The 26,351-nt window shown below is 42.6% G+C and carries 27 protein-coding genes; 26 read left to right on the forward strand and 1 reads right to left on the reverse strand.

What is annotated here, in order from left to right; genetic code table 11:
* Nucleotides 1–4 precede the first annotated feature (4 nt).
* The 21 genes from GLV98_RS03470 (at nucleotide 5) to GLV98_RS03570 (ending at nucleotide 18,528) form a co-directional block, all read left to right on the forward strand.
* Nucleotides 5–622, forward strand: a complete 618-nt coding sequence (locus GLV98_RS03470) for an HD domain-containing protein (protein ID WP_160912122.1) — start codon at nucleotides 5–7, stop codon at nucleotides 620–622.
* A complete protein-coding gene (locus GLV98_RS03475; protein WP_160912124.1) occupies nucleotides 609–1,568 on the forward strand; it encodes a thymidylate synthase in 960 nt (319 codons plus the stop codon). Before GLV98_RS03470 ends, GLV98_RS03475 begins: the two co-directional genes overlap by 14 nt.
* Before the next feature lie 483 nt (nucleotides 1,569–2,051).
* Entirely contained in the window at nucleotides 2,052–2,546 is a 495-nt protein-coding gene (locus tag GLV98_RS03480; RefSeq protein WP_160912126.1) for a dihydrofolate reductase, read from the forward strand.
* Nucleotides 2,546–3,145, forward strand: a complete 600-nt coding sequence (gene mobA, locus GLV98_RS03485) for a molybdenum cofactor guanylyltransferase (protein ID WP_272917272.1) — start codon at nucleotides 2,546–2,548, stop codon at nucleotides 3,143–3,145. Before GLV98_RS03480 ends, mobA begins: the two co-directional genes overlap by 1 nt.
* Nucleotides 3,146–3,277: 132 nt before the next feature.
* Nucleotides 3,278–3,454: a twin-arginine translocase TatA/TatE family subunit gene (locus tag GLV98_RS03490; protein ID WP_089652603.1), complete on the forward strand. Its 177-nt coding sequence runs from the start codon at nucleotides 3,278–3,280 to the stop codon at nucleotides 3,452–3,454.
* A 45-nt stretch (nucleotides 3,455–3,499) separates the two neighbouring features.
* A complete protein-coding gene (gene tatA / locus GLV98_RS03495) occupies nucleotides 3,500–3,688 on the forward strand; it encodes a twin-arginine translocase TatA/TatE family subunit (RefSeq protein WP_089652525.1) in 189 nt (62 codons plus the stop codon).
* A 111-nt stretch (nucleotides 3,689–3,799) separates the two neighbouring features.
* The gene (gene tatC / locus GLV98_RS03500) at nucleotides 3,800–4,522 is read left to right on the forward strand and encodes a twin-arginine translocase subunit TatC (protein WP_160912946.1); all 723 of its coding nucleotides are present in this window, start codon (nucleotides 3,800–3,802) and stop codon (nucleotides 4,520–4,522) included.
* A 183-nt stretch (nucleotides 4,523–4,705) separates the two neighbouring features.
* Nucleotides 4,706–4,924: a YozE family protein gene (locus tag GLV98_RS03505; RefSeq protein ID WP_160912130.1), complete on the forward strand. Its 219-nt coding sequence runs from the start codon at nucleotides 4,706–4,708 to the stop codon at nucleotides 4,922–4,924.
* Between the two features lie 15 nt (nucleotides 4,925–4,939).
* Entirely contained in the window at nucleotides 4,940–6,094 is a 1,155-nt protein-coding gene (locus GLV98_RS03510; RefSeq protein WP_160912132.1) for an exonuclease SbcCD subunit D, read from the forward strand.
* A 1-nt stretch (nucleotide 6,095) separates the two neighbouring features.
* Nucleotides 6,096–9,209, forward strand: coding sequence for an AAA family ATPase (locus GLV98_RS03515; RefSeq protein WP_160912134.1), 3,114 nt, complete (start codon nucleotides 6,096–6,098; stop codon nucleotides 9,207–9,209).
* Between the two features lie 180 nt (nucleotides 9,210–9,389).
* The gene (locus GLV98_RS03520; protein WP_160912136.1) at nucleotides 9,390–10,094 is read left to right on the forward strand and encodes a uracil-DNA glycosylase; all 705 of its coding nucleotides are present in this window, start codon (nucleotides 9,390–9,392) and stop codon (nucleotides 10,092–10,094) included.
* A 44-nt stretch (nucleotides 10,095–10,138) separates the two neighbouring features.
* Nucleotides 10,139–10,675 (forward strand): VrrA/YqfQ family protein, encoded by a 537-nt coding sequence (vrrA, locus tag GLV98_RS03525; protein ID WP_160912138.1) that lies wholly within the window; start codon nucleotides 10,139–10,141, stop codon nucleotides 10,673–10,675.
* A 95-nt stretch (nucleotides 10,676–10,770) separates the two neighbouring features.
* The gene (gene msrB / locus GLV98_RS03530) at nucleotides 10,771–11,730 is read left to right on the forward strand and encodes a peptide-methionine (R)-S-oxide reductase MsrB (protein ID WP_160912141.1); all 960 of its coding nucleotides are present in this window, start codon (nucleotides 10,771–10,773) and stop codon (nucleotides 11,728–11,730) included.
* A 66-nt stretch (nucleotides 11,731–11,796) separates the two neighbouring features.
* Nucleotides 11,797–12,369 carry a TetR/AcrR family transcriptional regulator gene (locus GLV98_RS03535; RefSeq protein WP_160912143.1) on the forward strand — a complete coding sequence of 191 codons (573 nt, stop codon included), beginning with the start codon at nucleotides 11,797–11,799 and terminating at the stop codon, nucleotides 12,367–12,369.
* A gap of 89 nt (nucleotides 12,370–12,458) precedes the next feature.
* A complete protein-coding gene (locus tag GLV98_RS03540; RefSeq protein WP_160912145.1) occupies nucleotides 12,459–13,487 on the forward strand; it encodes an AbrB family transcriptional regulator in 1,029 nt (342 codons plus the stop codon).
* 105 nt (nucleotides 13,488–13,592) lie between these two features.
* Nucleotides 13,593–14,192 carry an alpha/beta hydrolase gene (locus GLV98_RS03545; RefSeq protein ID WP_160912948.1) on the forward strand — a complete coding sequence of 200 codons (600 nt, stop codon included), beginning with the start codon at nucleotides 13,593–13,595 and terminating at the stop codon, nucleotides 14,190–14,192.
* A 70-nt stretch (nucleotides 14,193–14,262) separates the two neighbouring features.
* Nucleotides 14,263–14,466: a DUF6501 family protein gene (locus tag GLV98_RS03550; protein WP_089652517.1), complete on the forward strand. Its 204-nt coding sequence runs from the start codon at nucleotides 14,263–14,265 to the stop codon at nucleotides 14,464–14,466.
* A gap of 162 nt (nucleotides 14,467–14,628) precedes the next feature.
* A complete protein-coding gene (locus GLV98_RS03555) occupies nucleotides 14,629–16,224 on the forward strand; it encodes an amidohydrolase (RefSeq protein ID WP_160912147.1) in 1,596 nt (531 codons plus the stop codon).
* Nucleotides 16,225–16,306: 82 nt separating this feature from the next.
* Nucleotides 16,307–16,855 (forward strand): histidine phosphatase family protein, encoded by a 549-nt coding sequence (locus GLV98_RS03560; RefSeq protein WP_160912149.1) that lies wholly within the window; start codon nucleotides 16,307–16,309, stop codon nucleotides 16,853–16,855.
* Nucleotides 16,856–17,026: 171 nt separating this feature from the next.
* Nucleotides 17,027–17,266 carry an indolepyruvate ferredoxin oxidoreductase subunit alpha gene (locus tag GLV98_RS03565; RefSeq protein WP_089652514.1) on the forward strand — a complete coding sequence of 80 codons (240 nt, stop codon included), beginning with the start codon at nucleotides 17,027–17,029 and terminating at the stop codon, nucleotides 17,264–17,266.
* A gap of 521 nt (nucleotides 17,267–17,787) precedes the next feature.
* Entirely contained in the window at nucleotides 17,788–18,528 is a 741-nt protein-coding gene (locus GLV98_RS03570; RefSeq protein WP_160912152.1) for an SDR family oxidoreductase, read from the forward strand.
* Nucleotides 18,529–18,563: 35 nt separating this feature from the next.
* Here the strand turns inward: GLV98_RS03570 and GLV98_RS03575 are convergent, their stop codons facing one another.
* Nucleotides 18,564–18,839, reverse strand: a complete 276-nt coding sequence (locus tag GLV98_RS03575; protein WP_160912154.1) for an acylphosphatase — start codon at nucleotides 18,837–18,839, stop codon at nucleotides 18,564–18,566.
* Between the two features lie 74 nt (nucleotides 18,840–18,913).
* On the opposite strand from GLV98_RS03575, the gene GLV98_RS03580 reads away from it, so the two are divergent.
* From GLV98_RS03580 to GLV98_RS03600, 5 genes are all read left to right on the forward strand, one after another.
* The gene (locus GLV98_RS03580; RefSeq protein ID WP_160912156.1) at nucleotides 18,914–19,876 is read left to right on the forward strand and encodes a P1 family peptidase; all 963 of its coding nucleotides are present in this window, start codon (nucleotides 18,914–18,916) and stop codon (nucleotides 19,874–19,876) included.
* A gap of 14 nt (nucleotides 19,877–19,890) precedes the next feature.
* Nucleotides 19,891–20,772 (forward strand): gamma-glutamylcyclotransferase, encoded by an 882-nt coding sequence (locus GLV98_RS03585; RefSeq protein ID WP_160912158.1) that lies wholly within the window; start codon nucleotides 19,891–19,893, stop codon nucleotides 20,770–20,772.
* Complete coding sequence (locus tag GLV98_RS03590; protein ID WP_160912161.1) at nucleotides 20,769–21,596, forward strand: alpha/beta hydrolase; 828 nt, start codon at nucleotides 20,769–20,771, stop codon at nucleotides 21,594–21,596. Before GLV98_RS03585 ends, GLV98_RS03590 begins: the two co-directional genes overlap by 4 nt.
* Complete coding sequence (locus GLV98_RS03595) at nucleotides 21,593–22,642, forward strand: C45 family autoproteolytic acyltransferase/hydolase (RefSeq protein ID WP_160912163.1); 1,050 nt, start codon at nucleotides 21,593–21,595, stop codon at nucleotides 22,640–22,642. The genes GLV98_RS03590 and GLV98_RS03595 overlap by 4 nt, the downstream gene beginning before the upstream one ends.
* A 75-nt stretch (nucleotides 22,643–22,717) precedes the next feature.
* Nucleotides 22,718–26,305, forward strand: a complete 3,588-nt coding sequence (locus tag GLV98_RS03600) for a dynamin family protein (RefSeq protein WP_160912165.1) — start codon at nucleotides 22,718–22,720, stop codon at nucleotides 26,303–26,305.
* Nucleotides 26,306–26,351 lie beyond the last annotated feature (46 nt).

Raw genomic sequence — 26,351 nt, forward strand, 5'->3', positions numbered from 1 at the left:
AATCATGGACAAAAGGGACGCACTGGAAAGAATAAGACATTTTGTGAATGATTTCTTCACAGATGATACAAGTGGGCACGATGACGTCCACATGAAACGGGTAGCTTCATGGGCGAAATACATCGCAATCAAGGAGGGCGAAAATCCATTTTTATGTGAAGTGGCAGCCCTTCTGCATGATGTGGGAGATCATAAATTGTTCTCCGATCCGGCACAGGCGATTCAACAAAGGGATAAACTCCTTATGGATGTCGGTTTCACAGAAAATGAGGTCGATACGATCGATGATGCGATTCGGACGGTATCTTTTTCAAGAGGCGCTGTTCCGAATTCGAGAATTGGAGAAATCATTCAGGATGCTGACAGACTAGATGCGATCGGAGCGGTCGGCATTGCACGAGCTTTCGCTTTTGGCGGGTCCATTAATCAACCGATATATAAGGAAGATGAGAAGGATGCCATCAGCCATTTTTATGAAAAACTACTGAAACTAAGAGAATTGATGCATACCGAATGTGGAAAGCAGGAAGCTGAAAGACGTCATCAATTCATGCTTCAATACTTAGAAGAGTTCTACCGTGAACAAGAATGCAGAGAGGAGACCAGTCATGTCACAGAATGAACAGGCTTATTTAAAGATGTGTGAACACGTATTAAAAGAAGGAAACTCAAAAGGAGACCGTACAGGAACCGGTACCCTTTCTGTTTTTGGACATCAGATGCGCTTTGATCTTCAAGAAGGTTTTCCCCTTATGACAACAAAGCGTGTTCCTTTCAAGCTGATTGCTAGTGAGCTGTTGTGGTTCATGAAAGGGGATACGAATATCCGCTATTTACTGGAACATAACAATAACATTTGGAACGAGTGGGCTTTTCAAAAATGGGTGGAGAGTGAAGACTATCAAGGCCCGGATATGACTGATTTTGGGCGGCGCAGCCAGAAGGATGAGGAATTCAAGAAACAATACAAAGAGCAGATGGATACGTTCAAAGAGAAAATCCTACATGACGATGCCTTCGCAAAAGAGTTCGGTGACCTCGGTGCGGTTTACGGAAAACAATGGAGGGAATGGAAAACAAGCAGAGGCGAAACCATTGATCAGCTTCAAAATGTGGTCGAAAGCATAAAGAATAACCCTGACTCCAGAAGACATATCGTAACCGCATGGAACCCAGAGGATGTTCCCTCAAACATGGCTCTGCCACCGTGCCATCTTCTTTTTCAGTTTTATGCCGCGGATGGAAAATTATCCTGTCAGTTGTACCAAAGGAGCGGGGACATCTTCTTGGGAGTGCCGTTCAATATTGCCAGCTACGCACTGCTTACCCACTTGATCGCACACGAATGTGGTTTGGAAGTCGGTGAATTCATTCATACACTGGGTGATGCTCATATCTACAGCAATCATATGAAACAGATCGATGAACAATTATCGAGAGAACCTAGATCCTTGCCGTCTTTGTCTTTGAATAAGGAAAAAGAAAGTATATTTAATTTCGATATGGAGGATATCACCATCGAAGGATACGATCCTCATCCTAGCATTAAAGCTCCAGTAGCTGTTTAACTCGAAGAAAATTTTTATAGTGAACTTCCTATAAACTCCTGATTGCGGAAGACTCACTAGTTGAGCGTAAGAGTGGTTGGGAAGCTACTCGCTTTCCTGTGTGGGAGTGACGAGCTTCCATGGGCGACCTGAAGCACCAAGGGATCTCGTCTATCTTCTTTCTCCCATGGGAATCTCTCAGCTTCCCATCCACCCCGTTCACACAGGTGAGAAATGAACTAAGAAGGACTGTCTTCCACTGTCCCTGAGTTACACGCAGAAAGCGCTCTATAACTACAATTTGTATTTCAAATACCTATCCGGGTGCTTAAACCACTCGCCTCCATCAAGTTGGAAATAGTGGTTTCGAGACTCTTTATGGTAAAGGGCCGGAGGGGAGCTACTCCCCGCAGCCCTATAAGCTCAATAAACATCTCGAAACGGAGTCTTTAAGAATCCTGCCATATACTTTAATAACTATAAATTAAAAAAGGGGTGTTAAGGATGATTTCTTTCATATTTGCAATGGATAAAAACCGTTTGATCGGCAAAGACAATGATTTACCATGGCATATTCCGAACGACTTTAAATTCTTCAAGGACACCACATGGGGAAAAACAATCATTATGGGAAGGAAGACATTTGAGTCCTTTCCTCAGCCGCTTCCTGAGCGTGAGCACATCGTGATCACAAGCAATGAAAATTACGACCGGGAAGGATGTACAGTCATTCATTCCATCGATGAAATTCTTCAAATGGAGAAGAGTAATCCGGATAAAGAATGGTTCGTGATCGGTGGGAGTGTACTTTTCGAAAAGATGCTTCCTTATGCGGACCGCATGTATTTGACTTATATTGATGCAAGTTTTGAAGGGGATACTTATTTTCCAGAGTATGACGAAGCCGAGTGGACACTTGTTTCTGAAACGAAGGGTCTGAAAGATGAAAAGAACCCGTATGACTATTATTTCCGTACCTACGACCGGAAAAGCTCCTGATGCAGCATAAGGATTTGTGTGGAGTGATCCTCAATGGGGGAGGATCGACAAGAATGGGGACCGCTAAGTCTTCTTTGACGTTCGGTTCGATGACCTCATTGGAATTGATTGCTTCGACTCTTTCAAAAGTGACCGAAACCATTATAGTGAACCAGAATGAACAAAAAAACGTTTCCTATCCAGTTGTCGAGGACATTTACGAAGATGCTGGCCCCCTAGCTGGATTACATGCGGTCATGAGAGTAAAGCCGGCCACCTGGTTTGTCATGTCTGCCTGTGATACACCTTTTGTCAGTGAAGAAGTTTATCATCGTTTGGTTCAAGAGGCAGATGAATCCGTGGATGCGGTGATTCCTGTCTATGAGGGACGATTTCAGCCCATCTCCGGAATATACCATATACGCATTCTAGACAAACTTGATTTTTATCTATCTCAAGGCGGCAGGAAAGTCCGGGGGCTCTTTGAACATATAAAGATAAAAGAACTGTCCACTTATCCTGACATCGATCAGGAGAAACTTTCCATGCACTTTTTTAATATGAACACTCCAGAAGAATACGCCTTGGCAAGAGATTTGTTTAAAAAGTGGTCGAGGTAGAGACAATAGAATACAGAGCATGATATGATAGGAAAGATAAAGATGGGAAGAAATTTTTGGTGAAGTTGTTTCTTTTCTTTCTCTACTCTTGTAAAATGGATATAAAGTACGTGTTGAAGGCGGTGAATGGACATGCTGTCAAGTATCGGAATACCAGGTCTGATTTTGATTTTGACGATTGCGTTAGTCATTTTCGGCCCTAAAAAATTGCCTGAAATCGGGAAGGCTGCTGGAGAAACGTTAAAAGAGTTTAAAAATTCTGCTCGCGACCTTACAAGTGACTCTAGTGAAGAAAAAACGAATAAATAACATAAGCAATAATTGTTAAAGACATAACTAATGGAGTGATTGACCATGTTATCAAGTATTGGCGTACCAGGTCTCATTCTGATCTTAATCATCGCACTTGTCGTTTTTGGCCCTTCAAAACTTCCTGAGATTGGGAAAGCGTTTGGAAGCTCCCTTAAGGAATTCAAGAAAGCTACAGGCGACATTATGTCTGATGATGAAAGCAGTAAGACGGAAAAGAAAACCAAAGAATAAAATGAATAAAGAAGGTGTAAGGGACTTTCCCTTACATCTTCTTTTTGTCAGGCTCCTATCAGCCTGGAGGTGAGTGTAGTGTCAGAACAAAAAATAACTCAGGATATCGAAATGAACGTGACCGATCACTTGAGTGAGTTGAGAAAACGCGTTTTATGGACGTTAGCTTTTTTTATCACTTTCTTCATTGTTGGCTTTATCTATGTAGAAAAAATACAGATGTTCTTTATTAAAGATTTACCTTTTGAACTGAATATGACGAGTCCAGGTGAAATCATATGGATTATATTCACGATTGCAAGCCTTGTAGCCATCGTAGGAACTTTGCCCATTTTATCCCTGCAAATATGGTTATTCGTCAAACCCGCTTTAACACCTAAAGAGCGGAGGGTTTCGCTTTCCTACGTTCCTGCGATCTTTTTATTGTTCCTTGCGGGTCTAACATTTGGCTACATCGTTTTTGTTCAGTTGATTCTGCCGTTTCTATTGTCCCTCAATAATGGAATGTTCAATGAAATTTATACGGTGGAGCGATATTTCCGATTCCTTTTCAGGGTAACGATTCCTTTTGCTGTATTATTTGAGATACCGATTCTCATCATGTTCTTGACGAGCCTCGGTATCGTCAATCCCGTCTTTTTAGTAAAAGTACGGAAATATGCGTATTTTATCTTGATCATTATCGGAACCATCATTTCACCACCAGATTTCATCCTGCAATTGGTTGTTGCCGTTCCTTTGATTCTCTTATATGAGGTAAGCATCATCCTGTCGAGGATCGTTTACCGTAAGAAGCTTAAGAATCATCAAGAATTCATGGAATCTGAAGATTAGATAGTCGATGAATAACGAGGCACTTGAAGTGGCCCAGAGATACACATCTCTGGGCTTTTTATTTGATCTTTTTCTTCTATTTAAGAAAAAGATCCAGTTTTCCGTTTTACAATAATATCTTTTGCTGTAAAAGCCGGAACATGATAAAAATAATGTAGGAATATGCGAGGAGGAGCGAAACCGATGAGATCTTTTTACCATTACATGATGAGATACAGAGGGAACAAGAAAAATAATGAAGAGAAACAACTCGCTGAATGGATGTTCGATGACCACAGCTTCCCGAAACAGGCGAAATCTTATGACGAAATCAGTTCTTATTTAGAGTGGAATGCACCATTTCCTTCTGCTTTATCCGTTTTCGATCAATTATATGATCAATACAAAATAGAAGAAGAATAAAAGAGAGGTGAATCCATGAAAATTTTACACACAGGTGATTGGCATTTGGGGAAAATCGTGAATTATGTACATATGACAGAAGACCAGCGCTATATTCTTCAACAATTCGTTGAAATTGTGAAAAGAGAAGAGCCGGATGTCATTATCATAGCAGGGGACCTCTACGATCGTTCCATCCCACCAAAACAAGCGGTGGAATTACTGAATGAAACGTTAACGACGCTCATAAATGACTACCAGGTTCCAGTTCTTGCGATTTCGGGTAACCATGACAGTCCCGATCGTTTGAACTTCGGAAGTCAGATGTTCAGAAGACAAGGGCTCTTCTTAGATACGAAATTACAAAAAAATAGAGAACCTGTGACATTGTACGATCAAGACGGCCCTGTCCATTTTCATCTTATCCCTTATGTAGAGCCTGCTGAAGTAGCGTATGCGTTTGAAGATGAACAAATTAAAACACATCAACAGGCAGCAGAGGTTCTGATACGGGATATCGAAGAGCGCTTTAACATGGAAGATCGTCATGTGTGGATCGGCCACTCCTTTTTAGCTGGGGGAATGGAGTCAGAATCTGAAGAGCGTCTCTCTATGATCGGTGGAAGTCCTTATGTGGATGCCCGTTTATTCAAAGCCTTTTCTTATGTCGCCCTCGGTCACCTACATCAGCCTCAAAGAGTGACAGAAGATTATATAAGGTACAGCGGGTCGATACTGAAATATTCATTTTCTGAAGTCAATCACGCGAAATCTGTGACGCTGATTGATATGAATCGAGAAGGTACGTGTGAATTAGAAAAAATCCCACTGACGCCGATCAGAGACTTCCAAGTCATTGAAGGTTATTTTGAAGACCTTCTTACTGGAGAAGCCACTAAAAATACCGAAAACTACTTACACGTACGCCTTTTAGATGATGGACAGCTCGTGGATCCTATGGGCAAATTAAGAAAGGTGTATCCGAATATTCTTCACTTAGAGAGACGAAGGTCAAAGACGAACCTGCAAATGGAAGAACTGCAGGAAGTTAAAAAACGTCAGAAACTTTCACATGCGGATCTTTTCGCTTCTTTTTATGAAGACATTAAAGGGGAATCCATTCCGCTAGAACGGAAAGAGTTGATCGAACAAGCCATAGATAAGCTACGAAAAGAAGAGAGGGGGAAATAAGATGAAAGCACTCACTCTTACGATGGCGGCTTTTGGTCCTTATCGGGATAAGCAGGTGGTCGATTTTACGACTTTAGGAGAAGAATCGATTTTCCTTATCACCGGTCCTACAGGTGCAGGAAAGACAACGATCTTTGATGCCATGTGTTTTGCCCTTTATGGCCGTGCAAGTGGCAGCGATCGGGACCAGGACTCGATGCGTAGTCATTTCGCCAATTCAGAAGAGCCAACCTATGTAGAATTCACTTTCGAATTGCGAGGCAAAACGTATCGCATTGTGCGGATGCCAAAACAAATGAAAAAAAAGGAGCGTGGGGAGGGGTGGAAAGAAGAGCCTGCCCGTGCTGATTTTTATATCCATCAAGGTGAAGAAGAGAAACTGGTTGCATCGAAAATCAAAGAAGTGAACGAATACATTGAAGATATCCTCGGGCTTGATTATGAACAATTCCGGAAAATGATCATGATTCCTCAGGGTGAATTCCGTAAGTTAATCTCTGAGAACAGTAAAGAGAGAGAGGAAATCTTACAGCGTATTTTCAAGACAGAGTTTTACGCAGAAGTGACCGACTACTTTAAGAAACAGTCGAAGGAACTGGAGTCAGAAATCAATCAATTTGAATGGAAAATTTCTCAGGAGAAAGAGAGAATCGTGTGGGGCGAAGAAGCAGACGATGAAATGGAAAACGAGGAACTTTCAAAAATCCGGGAACGATTGAATCAACGAATCGATCATCAGAAACAATTGATTACTAATGAAAAAGTTTATGTGCATCAGCTTCAGCAAACCACAGATCACTTGCAAAACCAGTACTACGAATCAAAGCAGCTCCTGGATCTTTTTGAAGAAAGGGACAGGTTGTCCATTGAGCATCAAAAACTCGAAGAAAATTCGGATGCCATCAAAGATTTGGAGAACGAACATGCCCATGCAAAACAGGCTGCGGAGGTCCGACCGTATGAGAAGCAGTATGAAGAACGAAAAAGAGAGCTTGACCAACTCCTTAAGACTCAAAAGGAGAGAGAAGACACATACAATCGTGTGCAATCAGAGTTTGATAAGGTTCAGGATGAGTATGTAAAGGAAGCGGATCAACAAGAAGAACGTGACAGGTTAAAAGAAGCCTGGCAGCAAAAATTAAGGGAAAAAGATCTTTTGGAAGAGTTTTTGAAGAAGGATCGAGGACTAAAATATCTCGAAAAGGAGATAGACAATAATCGTCGTTCCCTCTCAGATTTAAAAGAAACGGAACAAAAGATTTACGAAGACATAAAATCGATGAAAGAAAAAATAAAAGGCGAGAGGTCTTTAAGAGAATCGGCTTATGAGAAAAAGCAGTCCTATCAGACCTTGAAAACTAGAAAGGAAACCCTTGAACGCTTATCCAAAGAGTGGTTCCAGTTGGCCAAACTGCGCACACAATATCAGTCTGTTTCTAAACGTTATCAGGAAAGAAAGCAAACATTACAGTCATCAAAAGAGTCCTATGAAAAAGCGTTGGATGACATTAGAAACCACCATGCGTACACCCTTTCCTTACATTTAAGTGAGGGTGCACCTTGCCCTGTGTGTGGCTCCTCTGAACATCCTCATCTGGCAGGGAAGCCGGATGAGGTGATGAGTGAAGAACAGGTGGACCAGCTCAGGGAACGTTATAAAGAAGCGGAACGATCCTTCGACAAGGCGCAGGATGAATTGATCCAAGTGAAATCTGAGGGTGAAGCACAGCGTCACTTGACCGAAAGCATCTGGAGAGATTTAAAAGTGGAACATGATCTCACTGAAGATTCGATCGAAAAAGAAAGGCAGTCCTGCTCCGATGAGATGGGAAAAATCCATAAAGAATATAACGGGATTAAAGAAAAAATAGAAGCCATTCAATCCACTGAGAAGAAAATGGAGCAGATGGATCAACAATTGGAATCACTAAAAAAAGAAAAAGACACGCTCCAACACACAATCAATGACCAACAGCAGGAGCAAACCAAACGAAATACAGAGCTGGAATCATTGAAAGAAAATCTGCCTTCTACAACCGATCTTCCTCATGAATTAGTAGAAGAAGCGGAAAAACTTGAAACCTTATATAAAGATGCAGATAAGAAATGGAAAGATATCCAAAGCTTATATCAAAGAAAACGGGACGAATGGCAGAAAATCCAAACCGCTGTCGAAGAAGGAAAAAACTACTTGGAGCAAGGGGAAAAGGCTTTAAAACAACGGAAAACCGAATTTGATCAAACGCTTGTTCAATTTTCATTTAGTTCGGTCGAGGAATATCAATCGGCCATTAGAACGTCACAAAAAATGGAACAAATGATCAACGAAATCCAGCAGTACCGTCAACGAGTACATGTTGTCAAAGAGCGGCTGGAAGAGTTGAATGAAAAGCTCAAAGAAAAAGAAAGACCACAATTATCCTCTGTTCAAGAGAAATTGGAAGAAATGCAAGGAAAGCTTAACGAGCAGCGGGAAATGGTCAATCATCTAAACGTATCACTGCAACAAAATGAATCGATAAGAGAAAACATCGCAACGCTTGTTGAAGAACAAGGGGAACTAGCTGCAAAATATTATGATATTGCGGAGTTAGCCCATATTGCAAACGGGGACAATCATTTACGCCTCTCTTTGGAGAGGTATGTATTGGCCTCTTATTTGGATGAAATTCTCATACAAGCCAATTTGCGCCTCGATCAGATGACAGATCACCGTTATCAACTCATCCGGAGCGATGCTATAGCTAAGCGAGGAGCTCAAAGTGGCCTAGACCTTGAGGTGATTGATCATCACACAGGGCAGCAGCGTTCTGTAAGAACCCTATCTGGTGGAGAAGGCTTCAAAACATCTTTAAGCTTAGCTCTCGGAATGGCTGATGTCGTTCAGGCATACGCGGGTGGTGTTCAGTTGGACACTTTGTTCATTGATGAAGGCTTTGGAACCCTGGATGATCTTTCGTTGGAACAAGCAATTGGCTGCCTCAGAAGTTTACAGGACGGCAACCGGATGCTCGGAATTATTTCTCACGTACAGCAATTGAAAGAAGAAATTCCTGCGAAATTGCAGATTGATGCAGGCCAGGAAGGATCGAAAGTTGAATTTATCTTTCAATAAAGATAGGAATATTTCCTGCTCTCTGGACTCCATCGTTTGAAAAGTGCCATCGCTCACCAGTAGTCACCAAATTATTTGCTCATGTTAAGGGAAATAAGATAGTTACTTGTCATATTTTGCGCTTGCCCGGGAAATATCTGAAAATTACCAACGGGAAATACTCATGTAGGAGGTGATCAGATGACTCAACTATCCAATGATTGGGCGGATCACTTGAACGAAGAGTTTACCAAAGACTATTTTAAAGAATTGAAGCGTATGATTGAGGTAGAATACGAGACTAACTCTATTCATCCTGCCTGTGAGGATGTGTTTGCAGCCCTGGACTACACACCATATGCGTCAACCAAAGTCGTGATTCTTGGCCAAGATCCTTATCATGGAAAGAACCAGGCGCATGGGCTCAGTTTTTCAGTCCGACCGGGCAACCGCATCCCACCATCTCTTCGCAATATTTACAAAGAACTAAAGGAAGATCTGGGTGTTCAACCTCCAGATCATGGCTCCCTTCATTCTTGGGCAGAACAAGGGGTGCTTCTTTTAAACGATGTCTTAACAGTGAGAGAAGGGGAAGCGAACTCTCATAGAGGGTTAGGATGGGAAGCATTCACAGATGCAGTCATTCAATCATTGAATGAAAGAAAGAAGCCGGTTGTATTCTTTTTGTGGGGGAAACAGGCACAAAAGAAAGGCTCTTTCATTAATCGAGAAAAACATTTAGTACTGACTTCTTCTCACCCCAGTCCATTTGCCGCACATAGGAGCTTTTTCGGAAGTCGGCCCTTTTCTCAGGCGAATACGTTTTTATCCAATAACGGGTTGGCTCCCGTGGATTGGTCGTTACCACCTGCCCGCACAGAGACAGGAGCCCAAACCAGTTTATAATAAAGGCATATGCTAGAGTATTCTAACGTTTCGGAGGGGTTTTTATGTTTCCGACAGGTCAACCGCCTTACCCTCCTATGGGCCAGTTCCAAGGGTTTCAGCAAGCGGCACCTCAAATGATGCGCTCGATGGCTCCGTATCTAAATGCGGGTAGCCGGGGTTTTGGCGGCTTTGGAGCTCCAGGCTTTTTAGGAAATACAGGTTTCGGCTCTGGACTCCCAGGAGTTCTCGGTGGAGGTGGAGGTACTGGTTTTGGTGCACAAGCTCTTGGTGCTGCAGGAACAGCTGCAAAAACAGGCGGCGCTGGATGGCTTGGCCACATGCAGACGGCCCTGAAAGCCATGCAATCGGCAGCACCTATGATGCAGCAATACGGACCGATGCTGAAAAACATTCCTGCTATGATCAATATGATGAAAATCATGAATGAACCAGATGATGATGACGATGAGAGTCTGGTACCATTGGACGAAAGCAGTAAGAAACCGTCTGTTTCTCAGGAATGGGAATCAACGAGTATTCTTGATAAAAAAGAGAAAAAACGATCTCAAGGTGCATCACAGCCTAAATTATACATTTAGGCTGTGCGTGTAGCTTGATTTTTTTTGTAGAGTTAGCAAGAATAAGAACATATCCACATATAGAAATGAAACCTATCCCTTTAGGAGGTTATATATTGAGTAGACAATTAGAAAAAGCGACATTTGCAGGGGGATGCTTCTGGTGTATGGTCGAACCGTTCGATGAACGTCCTGGAATCGAATCCATCGTTTCAGGGTATACAGGGGGGCATACAGAGAACCCGACGTACATGCAAGTCGTCACAGAAACCACGGGTCACAGAGAAGCGGTCCAGATCACGTTCGATCCGGCCATTTTTCCTTATCAACGGCTTGTTGAGCTTTTCTGGCAGCAAATCGATCCCACCGATGCCGGTGGTCAATTCGCCGATCGAGGCCACTCTTATACGACAGCCATCTACTATCACAACGAAAAACAAAGGCAAGTGGCTGAAGAGAGTAAAGAAGAGCTTGTAGCCTCTAGGAAATTCAAGGACCCGATCGTAACGGAAATTTTGCCGGCTGAGACGTTTTATCCTGCGGAAGATAAGCACCAAGATTATTATAAGAAAAATCGTTTTCATTACAAACGGTATAAGAAAGGTTCTGGAAGGGCGGATTTCATTAAAGATCGTTGGAGTTATGAAAAGGATCAGGAAGAACTAAAGCAACGCTTAACGGATATCCAGTATAAAGTCACACAGGAAAATGCGACAGAACGTCCTTTTCAAAATGAATTTCATGATCATGAAGATGAAGGCATCTATGTTGACATTGTTTCAGGTGAACCTTTGTTCAGTTCCAAAGATAAGTATGATGCAGGCTGTGGTTGGCCAAGCTTTACGAAGCCTATTGAAAAGCAGCAGGTGAAAGAAGAAGTCGATCGGTCTCACGGAATGTTTCGTACGGAAATCCGAAGTGACCGGGCGGACTCCCATCTCGGCCATGTATTTGAAGATGGACCTAAAGATCACGGAGGATTACGTTATTGCATCAATTCAGCTGCTTTGCAGTTCATTCCTAAAGAAGAGATGGAAGAAAGAGGATATGGATATTTGACGTACCTTTTTCAATGAAATTCTACGGATACCCCTCTCACCTTTGATGATGATATAATGAAGGAAGCTTGAGGAGGTACCGAATTGGGAAGAAAACGAATTCTTACAAAAGAAGAAATTTTAAAAGAGACAGGCGTTTTGCTCAGGAAAGAGGGGATCCACGGGGTTCATTTTAAAAAACTCTCGACAGAGCTCCAGGTGAGCAGAAGTACCCTCTACGAATATTTTAAAAATAAAGAAGATCTCATTCTCTCCTACATGAGAAATATGATGGAAGAGATGACCCAACAAATCGAATCGATTCCGGAAACAGATCCGCCAAATAAAAAGCTTTACCGTCTTTTGTTCATTTTTCTTGATCATGCAGAAACCCATCATATCGATCAGATGATCCGAGAGTTGCAAAGCAGTGATCATACCCTGGCCTTATTCTATCGTACAAAAATCCATGAGGACCTTATGGGAACGTATGACCAAATGTTGAACTGGATCGATGATGCGAAGAATACAGGCATTTGGAAAAAGGATATAGAAAGCGAGATGGTGGCTGATCTCATTTTCCATTCCATATTATTTCCTACCAGGCATAAATTTGGGGTGAAAGAAATGACGGATCAACTGTTCAGAATGATCGAATATGGTGTGAAAAACGAATAGATAAACCGCTTCCCCAGCAGGAAGCGGTTTCTTGTATTTCTCTGAATCCTCGTTGATCTTATAGATTTCCTGAAAGGAGCGGTGGCTCCATGAAAGCTTCGAACATATGGAAGACTTATTTGATCGCATTGCCAGGAGGTCTTTTGTTCGATTTCCTGAACATTCCGATCCCATGGATCCTGGGCCCGGTTGTGTTCGTTGTATTCGCTAAATACTTCACGACATTGGAATCTGACACGGTACCAGTAGCAAAAAACATCGCTTTTGTTCTACTCGGGGTCCAGATTGGTCTTACATTCAGTGCAGAAACGTTTCGTTCCATCGGACCCTACCTGTTCCCTTATACCATTCTGACATCAGCGATGATTGCCCTCAGCTTACTAGCGGGTCTGTACATTGCCACGTTTGGGACGGTAGACAAAACGACTGCGCTTGTGGGTAGTTCTCCAGGCGGTCTGTCTGCCATGATTGCCGTTAGCGAATCGATGAAAGGAAATAGTGCACTTGTGACGATTTTCCATACGTTACGTTTAATCAGCGTGCTTTTTATCATTCCTTTTTACGTTACCCATGGAACGTTTGATGGTTCATCAACTGTCGTTGCCAGTGTAAAGGGAGGGGTGAATCAAGGCTCTTATTATACCCTTCCTTTATACGTGGTAGCTGCTTTCATAGGTTGGAAGTTGAGAGACTGGATTCCTGCTTCGCTCGTCATCCTACCCATGCTTTTTATAGGTTCACTACAGACATCAGGTGTCCCATTCTATCCTTTACCTGATGTGCTTTTCACGCTTGCGCAATTCCTTTTAGGCACATACTTGGGGCATACGGTATCTTTAAGAGAGGTTATTTCAGCTGGAAAAACTTGCATTGCTTTTTTCGTTTTGGCTGTTTCTATGATCGGAATAGGAATTGGGATGGCTTTTGTATTGAGCTGGTGGACAACCATGGACGTAAAAACAGCTGTTTTGGCTCTCGCGCCTGGTGGTCTTGTTGAAATGGCTATCACTGCGGAACAAACGGGAGGCGAACCCGCCATTGTCAGCTCTTTGCAGACGATTCGTTTATTGATGATCGTACTTCTACTTCCTTGGTTGTTCAAAAAACTAAGAACATGAGTTTTGACATTATCTCGAATTAAAGATAAAATAAATTTAGAATAAGATTAGATTCCCATAAAAATATTATGTAAATTAACCCAGAAGGGATGACGGACAATGAATATGAAACATATTTTCCGAAAAGGTAATTCAGAACGTACTTTGCTGCTTCTTCATGGTACAGGAGGGACAGAACAAGATTTGCTGCCGATCGCAGAGATGATTGACCCGGATGCATCGGTTCTATCTGTAAGAGGGAATGTATCGGAAAACGGGATGCCACGTTTTTTCAAGCGTCTAAGAGAAGGAGTCTTCGATGAAGAGGATTTGATTGCCAGAACCGATGAATTAAATGAATTCCTCCAGGAGGCGAGTGAAGAATACGGGTTCGATCGAAACCATGTCATTGCTGCCGGATATTCTAATGGAGCGAATATCGCAGGAAGTCTTCTATTTCATTATAAAGAAAGCTTGCGTGGGGCATTGCTGTTTCATCCGATGGTACCGCGGAGAGGGATTGAACTCCCTGAACAACCAGGTCTTCCCGTATTTATCGGAGCTGGTGAAAATGACCCGATCTGTCCAGCTCAAGAAACAAAAGATTTAGAAGAGCTATTGACGGAGGCCGGCGCGAATGTAACCGTCCATTGGGAGCGGATGGGACATCAATTAACAGAAAATGAAGTGAAAACAGCGGCTGAATGGTATAAAGGTCAATTTTAATCAGCTGTTATATTGAGTCATCCCTTTGTTCGTTGTATGATAGGAACACGAAGAACAAGGAGGATGTTCTATGATTCATAAAAATTGGGAAAACAACGAAACCATTAAGCAAATTGAATGTGTTCATAACGATGCAAAAAAATTCGTCGTGAACAATGTACTTACTCCAGGCAAAGTGTATGATGTGAAAAACGAAAGTGAAGAGTTTTACTTTGTCATTGATAATTCCGGCCGTATGGGCGGTTTTTATAAGGAGTATTTCAAAGAAGTTTGAATGAATGATAAGCCAGGGACTCGTTCCCTGGCTTTTTGTATGTCTGCAAATCTCCTATCCATCCTCTCAAAAAAATTTCTCAATAGGGATTTCTTCCCATGTTTATACAAAAGATTAAGTGGGGTAAGTTTAAATAAAAGTACTTGAAAGGAAGAGTATGCCATGATTTTGGATAACGTTAGAATTTATCAGCCTAATCAAACCTATGAGAGGGACCGCACTTATGCGATTAAAGTGGAAGGAGAGAAGATTGAGGCCATTTATGACTCCCCTTACAATGGTGAGGAAGATGTCGTAGATGGAAGAGGGCGAGTCCTTTCTCCCTCCTTCAGTGATAGTCATATGCATCTGCTCCGTTACGGGCTGTTAAAAAAAGAATTAGACCTTACCCAAGTGACGAGCTGGGAAGAAATGAAAGCTGTTGTTGAGAACCATTATGATGAACTCCAACAGTACGATTGGATCTTTGGGAAGGGTTTCAATGATGGAAACTTTGACGATATAGACCACCTTTTAACAGCTAAAGATTTAAATGAAATTCAAGTGAATGCCTATATGTATTTCATGCACCAAGATGGCCATGAATGTGTCATCAGTGAACAAGCGATGGAATTGTTGAAAGAAGAAGAGGACTTTAAGAAAGAACCGGATGAATTCAAAGAAAAAGATGAACATGGCAATTGGAATGGCCGCTTCAAAGACACGGCGGTCCACTACATCAAACATCACTTTTGGGGACGTTCTGCTGAAGATGCAAAAGAGGCATTAAAAAAAGCGTTGCCCCATCTTAGTGAGCACGGCATCACATCTGTCCATACGGATGATATTAACTTCATCGGCTCTTATGAGCGGTTGTGGCAAGCCTATACAGAGCTGGAACAAGAAGAAGCATTGCCGATCGATGCTCAGCTTCACCATTATGTATTCAATATCAATGACATGAAAAAATATATAACAGAAAATGATTTTCGCACAGGACAAGGAACCCCTCAAGTAACGGTAGGGTCTTTCAAAATCTTCTTGGATGGTACCCAGCGCCTTTATACAGCGGCCATGAGGAACCCTTATCCTGTGGAGCCCAGTGCAGACGGTCGGTTGATTTATACGCAAGAGCAGCTGGATGATATGGTCAAATTTGCAAGCGACAATGATATGCAGGTCGCTATGCATGCCATCGGAGATCGCGCTGTTGAGCAGGCAGTTACAGCTCTTGAGAAATCCAAAGAGGCTACGAAACGCTTAAGACACCGGATCATCCATGCACAGACGCTTGCACCCGATCTGATCGCCAGGTTGAGAGAGTTGAAACCTTACATTGAAACACAACCGTCTTTCCTTCTGGATGAGTGGAGTGAAAAAGGGAAATGGACACCCGAAAGCCTTTTGCCCTACTGTGATGCCTATGAAAGTCTTTTGAAAGAGCATATTCCAATAACGTTGAGCTCTGACCTACCCATCGGTGCTCTGAATCCATTCACGACCATATTCACGGCTGTCAATCGTACAGACCTAAATGGAAACCCTGAAGGCGGTTGGATGCCACAGGAAAGAATAAGTGTAAAGGGTTCCTTCCTAAGTTTTACAAAAACCCCAGCGGAGCTCGAATATAGAGAAGAAGAAAAGGGTAAAATAGAACCTGGTTATCAAGCTGATTTTCTATTCCTGGACAAGCATCCCGAGGAAATAGAACCTGAAAAGTTGAAGGATATTAAAGTATTGGAAACGTGGCATAGAGGAAAGTGTGTTTATCGGAAGTGATGTCTTCCACAACTTTCCTTGTCAACACTCGCTCCATCAGCCATAATGGACATAAGTGATGGAAAGGGGAGGATGGGTAGCAATGGAGAAATTATTTTTAGTGCGTCACAGTGAAACAGAAGGTCAGCACGAAGATTCCCCACTAACAAAGACGGGCATCAGGCAGGCCCAAATGCTCGCGACTTTTTTAGAGAATTACGGTCATAGCATCGACCGTATCCTATCAAGTCCATATTTGCGTGCGATCGAAACGATTAAGCCTTTTGCCAGAAAAAATCATGTGACCATCGAAATGGATGAACGATTAGAGGAACGTGTCCTCAGCCATGAACCTCTGGATGACTGGGAAGAAGTCCTTCATGATACGTTCGTCGATCCTGAGCTGAAATTAACGGGAGGGGAATCCTCTACAGAAGCGAAGAAACGTGTCCTTTCCCTGATTGACGAACTTGAAAATGAAGATTGTGGGAATGTTCTCCTTGTTACTCATGGGAACTTGCTCGCCTTATTACTGCAAAAATATAACCGTGAAATCGGTTTTTATGAATGGAAGCGGCTCTCCCGTCCAGATGTTTTTCTTGTACAAAAACAAGGGGGAGAATATACAGTCGAACGCATTTGGGAAGACTGAGTTCACTCTTTCCATTTCTTTTTCCGTTAGATGCGAAAATGGTCGAACGACTAAGAGAATTGCGATTTTTTATCAAAATCGTTATAGTATATTGTGGTGTTTATCTTAGCCACTAAGCGTGAATAGTATTTTATAAGCACACGAAATTCTATAGAAGGAGGAGAAATAGATATGGCCTTTGTAATTACATCCCCTTGTAAAGATGAAAAAGCTGGAGAATGCGTGGATGTGTGCCCAGTTGATTGTATCGAAGAAGGGAAAGATATGTTTTATATCGACCCTGCGATTTGCATAGATTGTGGTGCGTGTGAAGCGGTGTGTCCAGTTGAAGCGATTTATATCGAGGACGAGGTACCAGAAGAAGAAACTCCATACATCGAGATTAACCGTAAGTTCTTTGAAGAACAATAAGTATCATAACCAGACCGTCTCTTTTCCATAGAGACGGTCTTTTTCATATCCCCTTTAAATTCTCGTCTTCCTTATACCGGGAAGGGCCGTCTTCCTCTACCTTTGCGCTGTACGCAGGAAGTGCTCTATAGCCAACATTAGGAACTCAAATTCCTGACCCGCGGTGCAGAGAACTATTCTCGTCCACCCAATGGAAAGGTGCGATTTCCAGAAGTGATTTCGAGACACTGATAAGGCAAAAGGGCGGAGGGGAATGAGGAGACTCCTGTTGGGAAAAAAGTGCTCGGTAAGACCCTACAGGACTCTCTTTCCGAGGAGGCTAACCGCGCTTCCTCTGAAAGAGAGTTATCCCCCTCCGCCCTTATGCACCTCACGGACACATGTTGAAATCGAGTCTTACACCATTCTCCCATGTTATCGAAAAATCAAGCGGCCTTTTGAGCCAGTTGGTTCTTGGGTGAATAATTCTTCTTTGTGCAGGGTAGATAGAAAAGGAATGATTACAAGGGAGGACATCGATCATGACAAATCTAAAAAACCAGACAGCGATCATAACTGGTGCGAGCAGTGGAATCGGCAAAGCGATTGCCCATCATTTAGCAAATGAAGGTGCGAATGTCGTACTAGCAGCTAGACGAGCAGAAAAGCTGAATGAACTGGCAGAAGAAATTACTGAACAATACAATGTGGAAGCGAAAGTGATAGAAACAGATGTGACGAAGCGAGAAGATGTAGAGAAGCTCGTTTCCGAAACGAAAGCATCGTTCAACACGGTGGATCTTTTCATTAATAATGCAGGAGTCATGTTGCTCTCCTTCTTAAAAAATGACCACGTGGATGAATGGGAACAGATGGTTGATGTCAATATTAAAGGGGTTTTATACGGGATCCACGCAAGCTTACCTACAATGATTGAACAGGAGTCCGGTCACATCGTCAATGTTTCTTCTGTTGCCGGGCATGAAGTTTTTCCATCCAGTACCGTTTACAGTGCGACTAAATATGCGGTAAAAGCTCTTTCCATGGGAATGGAAAAAGAACTTTCTAAATCGGGCGTCCGAGTGACGAACGTTTCACCAGGGGCGGTGGATACAGAGCTTACCGATCACATTACGGACGGAGATGTCATTGAAATGTTCAAAAACCGTAGTATGGAACCTTTAGAAGCCGATGATATCGCCCGTGCCGTTGCCTATGCCGTAACCCAGCCATCATACGTGAATGTGAATGAAGTCATCGTTCGTCCGATGCATCAAAAGTAAATGAAAAAAAGATGACCGCAGGAATGCGGTCATCTTCATTGTACGACTTTAAATTTTTTATAATGGTGGATTTCATCCTTATTTTTAACGTCAAGAGCTTCCACTTTACTGAATGGTGTCGGCCCCTCATCGATTTTTTTAATAAAATCCTGTAATTTCCTATGCTCTCCTTCCGCTTCAATAAGAACGGTACCATCGGGCTGGTTTTTCACCCATCCTGAAACACCGATCTGTTCAGCGATCTGTTTGGTAGCAGCACGGAAACCGACCCCTTGAACATGGCCGTGAACAGTAATTTGATTGTTTTCCATTCTTCCACCTCCTCATCTATCCCTTGTTTCCCCATAAATAGAATTCGGCAAACCTTGAAAAGGAGTGGACGTATATGAAAGAGATCGATATCACGGAAATTGAGGAATTCGATTTTGGTCAAAAAGAAAGTGAAGATCATCACACAGGGTGTACAGTTATTCTGTGCCAAGCGGGCGCAACGGCAGGTGTAGATGTCCGGGGCGGGGCACCTGGTACAAGAGAAACCGATGCGTTAAAATCCGAAAATCTTGTTCAGCAAATTCATGGCCTTTTTTTATCTGGAGGCAGTGCCTTTGGATTGGAGGTCGGATCAGGAGTGATGAGATTTTTGGAAGAGGAAGGGATTGGTTTTGATGTAGGGGTGACTCGTGTTCCGGTCGTCCCCGGGGCGATTTTATTTGACTTGAGAGAAAACGACCAAGCGATGCGTCCGGATGCTACAATGGGGTATAAAGCTGCAGCATCTGCCTTTAAGCATTCCTACTTGAAACAGGGGAATTATGGTGCTGGTGCAGGGGCTACGGTTGGAAAAGGAAAAGGACCCTCTTTTAGTATGAAAGGCGGGTTGGGACACTATGCCATTCAGATCGGAGACGTGAAGGTGGGAGCTGTCGTCGCCGTTAATTCTTTTGGGGATGTCATCAACCCTGAAACTGGCCAAATTATCGCCGGCCTGCAGAAAGATGGAAAGTTCCTGAATACTGAAGAGATGTTGATGAATGAAATCATGGAAGGTCGTACCAATCGCTTTCGTGGAAATACAACGATCGGGGCCGTCGTTACTAATGCCAAGGTAGATAAACCAGCAGCAAATAAACTTGCGGGCATGACCCACGACGGCCTCTCACGTACAATCCGTCCTTCCCATACGTTCGTGGATGGTGATACGATGTTTTTTGCAGGAGCAGGTAACATTTTTTGTGACTATAATAGCCTTGGGGTCATGGCTGTTAGGGCGGTTGAAAAAGCAGTTCAACAGGCAGTGGCTCATGCAGAATCAACAAAGAGTTTTTTATCAGCTAAAGATCTACAGTAGGAGGAACATTTGAGATGAACGTTTTTGTTTACGGTTCTCTTTGTAAGAATCAGGAGAATCATCATTATTTGAAAGAAGCGACCTGTCTATCTGAACAGGCTTTTGTGAAAGGTACGCTATATACGGGCCACTCTTACTATCCTCTTCTTCTAAAGGATGAACAGAAGGTCACTTATGGTGAATTGTACGACATTTCATCGTCTTTACTAGAAGAATTGGATGAATTAGAAGGCTACTCCAAAGAAGCGGAGGACCCTTATTTCGTACGAGAGACGTGCGAAGTGTCTACACCGAATGGAGTAAAGGAAGCGTTTGTCTATTATTGGCCGCGCCAAGCTCACGGTGAATTGGTCCACAATCATGATTGGAAAGTCCATCGGTACATTCAAAGGGACCAACTCCACTATTTTGCGTATGGGTCATGTATGGACAATTCCAGACTATGTGACCATGGAGTTGACCATTTGTTTACTACGATCAAAGGAAAGGGAAAGCTCAACGATTACAGGCTTGCTTTCTCCACTCATTTTGAGGACGGTTCGAGAGCCGACATTACCGAAAAGTCTGGAGCTTACGTGGAAGGGGTTGTCTATGAAGTCGGAAAAGAGGCACGTGAGTATTTATACCAAAGGGAAGGGGTAGAAACGAAAGTCTACAGACCGACAATTGTGAATGTGACATCAGATGATGGGAACAACTTCCAGGCTCTTTCATTTACGGTCATAGAAAAAAGAGCTGAAATCGCCCCCCCTTTTCATTATGCAGAAGAAATTCATCGCGGAGGTTTGAAATATCTCTCGGAAAATTATATGAAATCGATTGAACATAAATTTTTGGAAGAATGGAAAGTGCCTGAATTCAGAGCGTATTTGCATAGAAAGGGATGGAGAGAATGACAGAGCCCCATTGGTCCAGTCATATAGCCAGAGATTTTACTCGTTTGCAATATGCGGTTCTTAAAAAGAGCGCATCATCTGCCAAGGAAGCCATTATTATCATCCACGGAATTACAGCCGAGTTTCATCATCATGAAGCGTTTGCTGATGAATGTTTACGTGAATCTGATATTTATTTTCCTGTGTTGAGAGGCTACGATCAAAGTCCTAAGAGAGGGGACATCGATTATATTGGTCAATATGATGACGATTTATTTGACTTCATCCATTTCATTGAAAAGAAAGGATATGAAAAAGTTACCCTGGCTGGACACTCCATGGGCTGTGCCAACCTGTTGAGGTTGATTCAAAAAAACAAGAGCGCTGCAAGTGAATATTTGTTTATTGCTCCCTTTTTTCACCCTACTTTACCGGTGTACCGTGAGGAGGCGACTGAAAAGTCCTCCGATCGAACCGATGTGGACTATACCGTTTTCGACAAAAAAGTCATGCTTCTCATGACTTTGTATAAGATGAATTTTCATCAATTCAACGACAGGACCGTTGCGGAAATTCCGGATGAGTTCAACAAAAGTGAAAAGTTAACCTTGAGCTTCCGCCTCCTTGCTTCAAGGTTTCTAGAAAAAATCCCCCCAGAATTGCTGAAGGATATAAAGGATAAAGTGTCCATTTATGTCGGAAGTGAGGATGAAGTTTTATTACATGATGAGTTCCAGCGTTATGTGAAAGACCATTGGAATGTTGACGTCACCATCATTCAAGGAACCGATCACAACCACATCCTCCACCATCCTCAGCTACACAAGGAATGGGCCGGTCAATGAAACCTTTCTATTCCCAGTTGATCGCGTTTCGCGGTCGTTATGATGACTTCGGGTACGAACAAGGAGAACGTTTAAAACGTACGCTGTTATATAAACATCATGAACAAAGACGGAAACGATCGAGGCTGCGATACGATGTTGACGTTCAAGTTGTAAAAGAACTAATGGACCATTATTCCAAAGGTCTCTTCGATGAACTCAAGGGGCTTGCTGAAGGGTTGCAATGGTCTTTGGAAGAAGTCATTCATGAATACAGCGGGTATCAGCAGGATTGGGAAGGTTCAGGCTGTTCCATTTTAACGGGTAAGGGGTACTTTGCAAGAAATTACGATTATCATCCCAAAACGTATGAGGGTCGTTTGGTTTTGTTTCAGCCCGAAGATGGTTATGCGAGCATTGGCCCATCCCAGCGTATCATAGGACGCACAGATGGCATGAATGAGCATGGACTTTGCATCGGGTATAATTTCGTAAATAGAATCCACCCGGAAGACGGGTTTATTTGTTGTTTACTCACAAGGATGGTCTTGGAAACATGCAAAACAGCAAGCGAAGCGGTTCTCCTATTGAAACAACTCCCTCATAGACATTCGTTTAACTATGTTGTTTTTGATGCAGAAGGCACCTCGAAAATCATTGAGGGCTCTCCTCGCAGGGTCATCGAAAAAGAGGGGGTGGCGTGTACCAATCACTTCACAGACATTGACAAGGAAAATCGGAGGCATCTGTCTGATTCACAGGAAAGACTGGATGACCTTAAAAGTCGTCAAGCCTACATCCTTCATGGTTTAGAGGCTTTTCATTTATTGAATGACTCCTTTGGTCCGATCTTTTCTCATGGGTATAAACAATGGACCGGGACGATTCATACAGTCTGCTACAGTCCTGAATCATTAACTCTTCATTTCGGCCTCGGTGGAGATACGGTACCTTCCGAAATTTCATTCGGTCATTGGCTAAATGGAAAACCGTCTCTTCCAAGTAGGATTTATGGAGAATTGGACACGGATCAAGCAATTCCCTTTATGGATGATCCATCGTTTTAAATATCTCCCCCTTGAGGAAACACAGCTCTTAAGAGTAGAATGAGGGAGGACATTGTACGGTAAAGGAGACGAGACATGAGCCATTTGACAGATATAAGCCTCAATAAAATTCAGAATTTATACGCTTTTTTAAAAGATCAAGGAAATGAATCGCAAAAAGAGAAAGTATTGGATTTATATGAAAAGTTAAATCATGAAGAAATGAACATTGGCTTTGCTGGTCATTTTTCAGCGGGGAAGTCCACATTGATCAATACGTTATTAGAAAATGACCTTCTTCCTTCAAGTCCCATTCCCACTAGTGCGAATATCGTCCGATTGAAGACAGGCGATCCCTATACGCTTGTTCAATTTCAGGATGGAGCGGTCGTCCGTTATGATGCAGATATCGATCTGGATACAATTAAAGCTCTCTGTAAAGATGGGGAGAAGATTACAGGACTTGAGATCTCACAACCAGGACAGTCTTTGCCTCCTCATGTATCGATCGTCGATACACCGGGAGTAGATTCAACGAATGACGCCGACCGATTGATCACCGAATCATCCCTTCATTTAATGGATTACATGTATTATGTGATGGATTACAACCATGTCCAGTCTGAAGTGAATCTTCTGTTTCTTTTGGAAATGCAGCGTCGAAAGACACCTTTTTCAGTAGTCATCAATCAGGTGGATAAACACGTAGAAAGAGAACTCTCTTTTGAAACCTATAAAAAAACGGTGACAAACGCTTTTGAAAAATGGGGCATATCCCCTGAAGAAATCTACTTCACATCCTTGAGAGATTATTCCCTACCTTTCAATGAGTTCCAAGCATTAAAGGAAGACTTCCGTGCCCTCTTTTCAACAGACAAACTTGAACGACAGGCGGAAACACAGGTGAAATGGATTGCCGAAGAAGCGGTGATGGAGTATTCAGACCTTCTCGAGGACGAGATGGCGCAACTACGAGAAGAAAAGGAAAAATGGGAGGAAAAAATCAAACAAAGTCCTTTCCATTCTAAGGAACTCGAAAACCAACAAGCGCTCTATGAGAGAGCAGAAGCAGACTTTCAGGTGAGGGTCAGTCAATTTATCTCAAATGCATACCTCATGCCGAGTGCCCTTCGAGAATATGCGGAGGCTTATCTAGAGTCTGTTCAGCCGGACTTTAAAGTAGGCATTCTTTTTACGCAAAAGAAAACAGAAGAAGAACGTGAGGCAAGGGAACATGCCTTTTACACGAAGCTCGCAGAGTCCGTGGAGAAAAACCTGTATTGGCCGCTTCGTGAACGAATGCTTCAGTTGATGGAACACTATTCGATCAGTAACGAAAAGCTGCTTGAACACGTGCAAAAGAAAACCTTCCATTATCCAAAGGAACGGTTATACGCTCTTGTCGAAAGAGGGGCGTCTGTCAATGGTTCTTATGTTTTACGCTACACCGATGATGTATCCAAAGATATCCAAAAGGAAGCGCGGCGTTTCATTCAAGAATGGAAGCATTTATTCCTTGAAGCAATTGCAGCCAATCAACAAGAAATGATCGAACAGCATAAAGAAGTTTTCGAAGCGGCTGATAAAAAACAGGAAATAGAAAGAGCACTAGAGGATTTGAATGAAAGAATCAAAGACTACCGTCACAACCTTGAAGAATACCTGGAAAAAGAAAGCTCAGAAGAAGATGCATTATGGATCCGTGAAGCTTGGAAGAAACGAAAAGAAAAGATGATCCGTAAAAGTGCAGATGAAATAGTTGCTGAAAACTCGATCGTTGAAGAAGAAGAACCTGATCTTCGTCCTGAGCCTACCAAAAAGAGTGGTTCTTCCATCGAACAGGCGCTCCTCCGGGCAGATGAAACATTGGAAAACATCCATTCACTAGAAGGTACAAAACGTCTCTATGCTCAATTAGAGAAGAAACGGAACCGTCTGGATGACAGACATTATACGATTGCCCTGTTCGGAGCATTCAGTGCGGGGAAATCCAGTTTTGCTAATGCATTGCTTGGAGACCTGGTGCTCCCTGTTTCTCCCAATCCGACCACGGCGACAATTAATAAAATTTCTCCATCCCATGAGGGAAAACCGGACCGCTCGATTGATGCTTATGTGAAGACAGAAGCGGAGATGCTTGAGGATTTATCTCCTATTCTTGAAGATCTTGAACTCAGCGCACTCACTTTGGAAGATGTACACACGAAGACTAACAACTTGAAAGAAAAGGATTGGCAGCCGCTTGATCATAAGAAACATTCCTTTTTACGTGCCTTCATAGACGGTTATCCAACGATGAAACAGAATCTAGGCAAACTTATAGATGTTTCATGGGATGACTTTTCTTCGTATGTTTCTAAAGAAGAAAAATCCTGCTTCATCGAGTCTATGGAACTTTTCTATGACTGCCCATGGACGGAAGCGGGAGTCACTCTCGTCGATACACCTGGAGCGGATTCTGTCAACGCGCGTCATACAGATGTGAGCTTTGAATACATCAAGGATTCGGATGCTGTTTTATTTGTCACTTATTATAATCATCCATTTTCCCATGCGGATCAAACATTCCTCAAGCAGCTGGGCCGTGTGAAGGATAGCTTCAGCCTTGATAAAATGTTCTTCCTCATCAATGCAGCTGATTTGGCATCATCTGACGAGGAACGGAAACAGGTGGAAAGCTATGTGAGAGGACAATTGAATGAATTCCAAATTCGTCACCCGAAACTCTTCTCTATCTCAAGTTTACAAGCACTTGAAGAGAAGCTGGAAGATAAGGATATGAATTCTGGTATTCAAGCTTTTGAAGAAAACTTCCGCTTTTTCCTTGAAGAAGATCTCGCACAGATAATGATTCATGCGATTGATGAAGACATTAAGAGTATAAGGCAAGTCCTTGAGAACTTCATTGCTGCAAGTCAGCTTAGTGAACAAGAGCGACGTGAAGAAATAGAAAAGAGTAAAGAGGAACACGATCACATATCTGAAATCCTTGAGAAAAACTTTGACCAGGGAGCAGAAGACGCCATTCATAACAAAGCCGATAAACAAATTCATTTCGTTCATGAACGAATGATGCTTAATTTCAGTGATTTGTTCAAGCGACATTTCAATCCAGCTACCATTCAAAACCATGGGGATACAAAAGAATCATTGAAGGTTGCTCAGAAACAGCTTCTAGATGAATTGAGTTTTGATATGTTGCAGGAGGTCAAAGCTGTATGTGTTCGTATGGAGCGGTTCATGGATCAGTTGGTGAACCAGACGAAAGAAAGGATCCAAAGTGATCTATATATAATCCGGCCCACGCTTCAACTGTCGATGATCGAAGAAGGAACCTTTCCTCTTCCGCACCTCAATGGAAAGGTTGATATCGGTGAAAAAGAAAAAGCAAGCTTGCGGAAATTGTTCAGAAACCCTAAAGCTTTCTTTGAAAAAAATGAGAAAGAAGGGATGAAGGATTCCATGTCTGCCATCGTTTCTCCAGAATTGAAAGCTCAACTGGAAGTGATTGAATCATTGGTCATCGATCATTATACAGAGTTGTGGCATAGAAGGTACAGCGAATGTATGAACATCTGGAAAGAAGATGTATCGGATCATTTTACCCAGCTTCAGTCTCATCTTGAGCGACCAGAAAATACGCAGGATCTTGAACGCATCCTTTCTCGAATTCCAAAGTTCTAATGATCTGAATCCGCACATAAGGTAATACATCAGCATCCCCCTCTTC

Origin of the sequence: Halobacillus litoralis (assembly GCF_009856415.1) — a bacterium.
In the GTDB taxonomy this organism is placed as follows: Bacteria; Bacillota; Bacilli; order Bacillales; family Halobacillaceae; genus Halobacillus; species Halobacillus litoralis_C.

Bases quoted from the DNA above. Each gene is read 5' to 3' on its own strand.
- GLV98_RS03470 (WP_160912122.1), top strand. From the start codon at position 5: ATGGACAAAAGGGACGCACTGGAAAGAATAAGACATTTTGTGAATGAT.
- GLV98_RS03475 (WP_160912124.1), top strand. From the start codon at position 609: ATGTCACAGAATGAACAGGCTTATTTAAAGATGTGTGAACACGTATTA.
- GLV98_RS03480 (WP_160912126.1), top strand. From the start codon at position 2,052: ATGATTTCTTTCATATTTGCAATGGATAAAAACCGTTTGATCGGCAAA.
- mobA (WP_272917272.1), top strand. From the start codon at position 2,546: ATGCAGCATAAGGATTTGTGTGGAGTGATCCTCAATGGGGGAGGATCG.
- GLV98_RS03490 (WP_089652603.1), top strand. From the start codon at position 3,278: ATGCTGTCAAGTATCGGAATACCAGGTCTGATTTTGATTTTGACGATT.
- tatA (WP_089652525.1), top strand. From the start codon at position 3,500: ATGTTATCAAGTATTGGCGTACCAGGTCTCATTCTGATCTTAATCATC.
- tatC (WP_160912946.1), top strand. From the start codon at position 3,800: ATGAACGTGACCGATCACTTGAGTGAGTTGAGAAAACGCGTTTTATGG.
- GLV98_RS03505 (WP_160912130.1), top strand. From the start codon at position 4,706: ATGAGATCTTTTTACCATTACATGATGAGATACAGAGGGAACAAGAAA.
- GLV98_RS03510 (WP_160912132.1), top strand. From the start codon at position 4,940: ATGAAAATTTTACACACAGGTGATTGGCATTTGGGGAAAATCGTGAAT.
- GLV98_RS03515 (WP_160912134.1), top strand. From the start codon at position 6,096: ATGAAAGCACTCACTCTTACGATGGCGGCTTTTGGTCCTTATCGGGAT.
- GLV98_RS03520 (WP_160912136.1), top strand. From the start codon at position 9,390: ATGACTCAACTATCCAATGATTGGGCGGATCACTTGAACGAAGAGTTT.
- vrrA (WP_160912138.1), top strand. From the start codon at position 10,139: ATGTTTCCGACAGGTCAACCGCCTTACCCTCCTATGGGCCAGTTCCAA.
- GLV98_RS03540 (WP_160912145.1), top strand. From the start codon at position 12,459: ATGAAAGCTTCGAACATATGGAAGACTTATTTGATCGCATTGCCAGGA.
- GLV98_RS03545 (WP_160912948.1), top strand. From the start codon at position 13,593: ATGAAACATATTTTCCGAAAAGGTAATTCAGAACGTACTTTGCTGCTT.
- GLV98_RS03550 (WP_089652517.1), top strand. From the start codon at position 14,263: ATGATTCATAAAAATTGGGAAAACAACGAAACCATTAAGCAAATTGAA.
- GLV98_RS03555 (WP_160912147.1), top strand. From the start codon at position 14,629: ATGATTTTGGATAACGTTAGAATTTATCAGCCTAATCAAACCTATGAG.
- GLV98_RS03560 (WP_160912149.1), top strand. From the start codon at position 16,307: ATGGAGAAATTATTTTTAGTGCGTCACAGTGAAACAGAAGGTCAGCAC.
- GLV98_RS03565 (WP_089652514.1), top strand. From the start codon at position 17,027: ATGGCCTTTGTAATTACATCCCCTTGTAAAGATGAAAAAGCTGGAGAA.
- GLV98_RS03570 (WP_160912152.1), top strand. From the start codon at position 17,788: ATGACAAATCTAAAAAACCAGACAGCGATCATAACTGGTGCGAGCAGT.
- GLV98_RS03575 (WP_160912154.1), bottom strand. From the start codon at position 18,839: ATGGAAAACAATCAAATTACTGTTCACGGCCATGTTCAAGGGGTCGGT.
- GLV98_RS03580 (WP_160912156.1), top strand. From the start codon at position 18,914: ATGAAAGAGATCGATATCACGGAAATTGAGGAATTCGATTTTGGTCAA.
- GLV98_RS03585 (WP_160912158.1), top strand. From the start codon at position 19,891: ATGAACGTTTTTGTTTACGGTTCTCTTTGTAAGAATCAGGAGAATCAT.
- GLV98_RS03590 (WP_160912161.1), top strand. From the start codon at position 20,769: ATGACAGAGCCCCATTGGTCCAGTCATATAGCCAGAGATTTTACTCGT.
- GLV98_RS03595 (WP_160912163.1), top strand. From the start codon at position 21,593: ATGAAACCTTTCTATTCCCAGTTGATCGCGTTTCGCGGTCGTTATGAT.
- GLV98_RS03600 (WP_160912165.1), top strand. From the start codon at position 22,718: ATGAGCCATTTGACAGATATAAGCCTCAATAAAATTCAGAATTTATAC.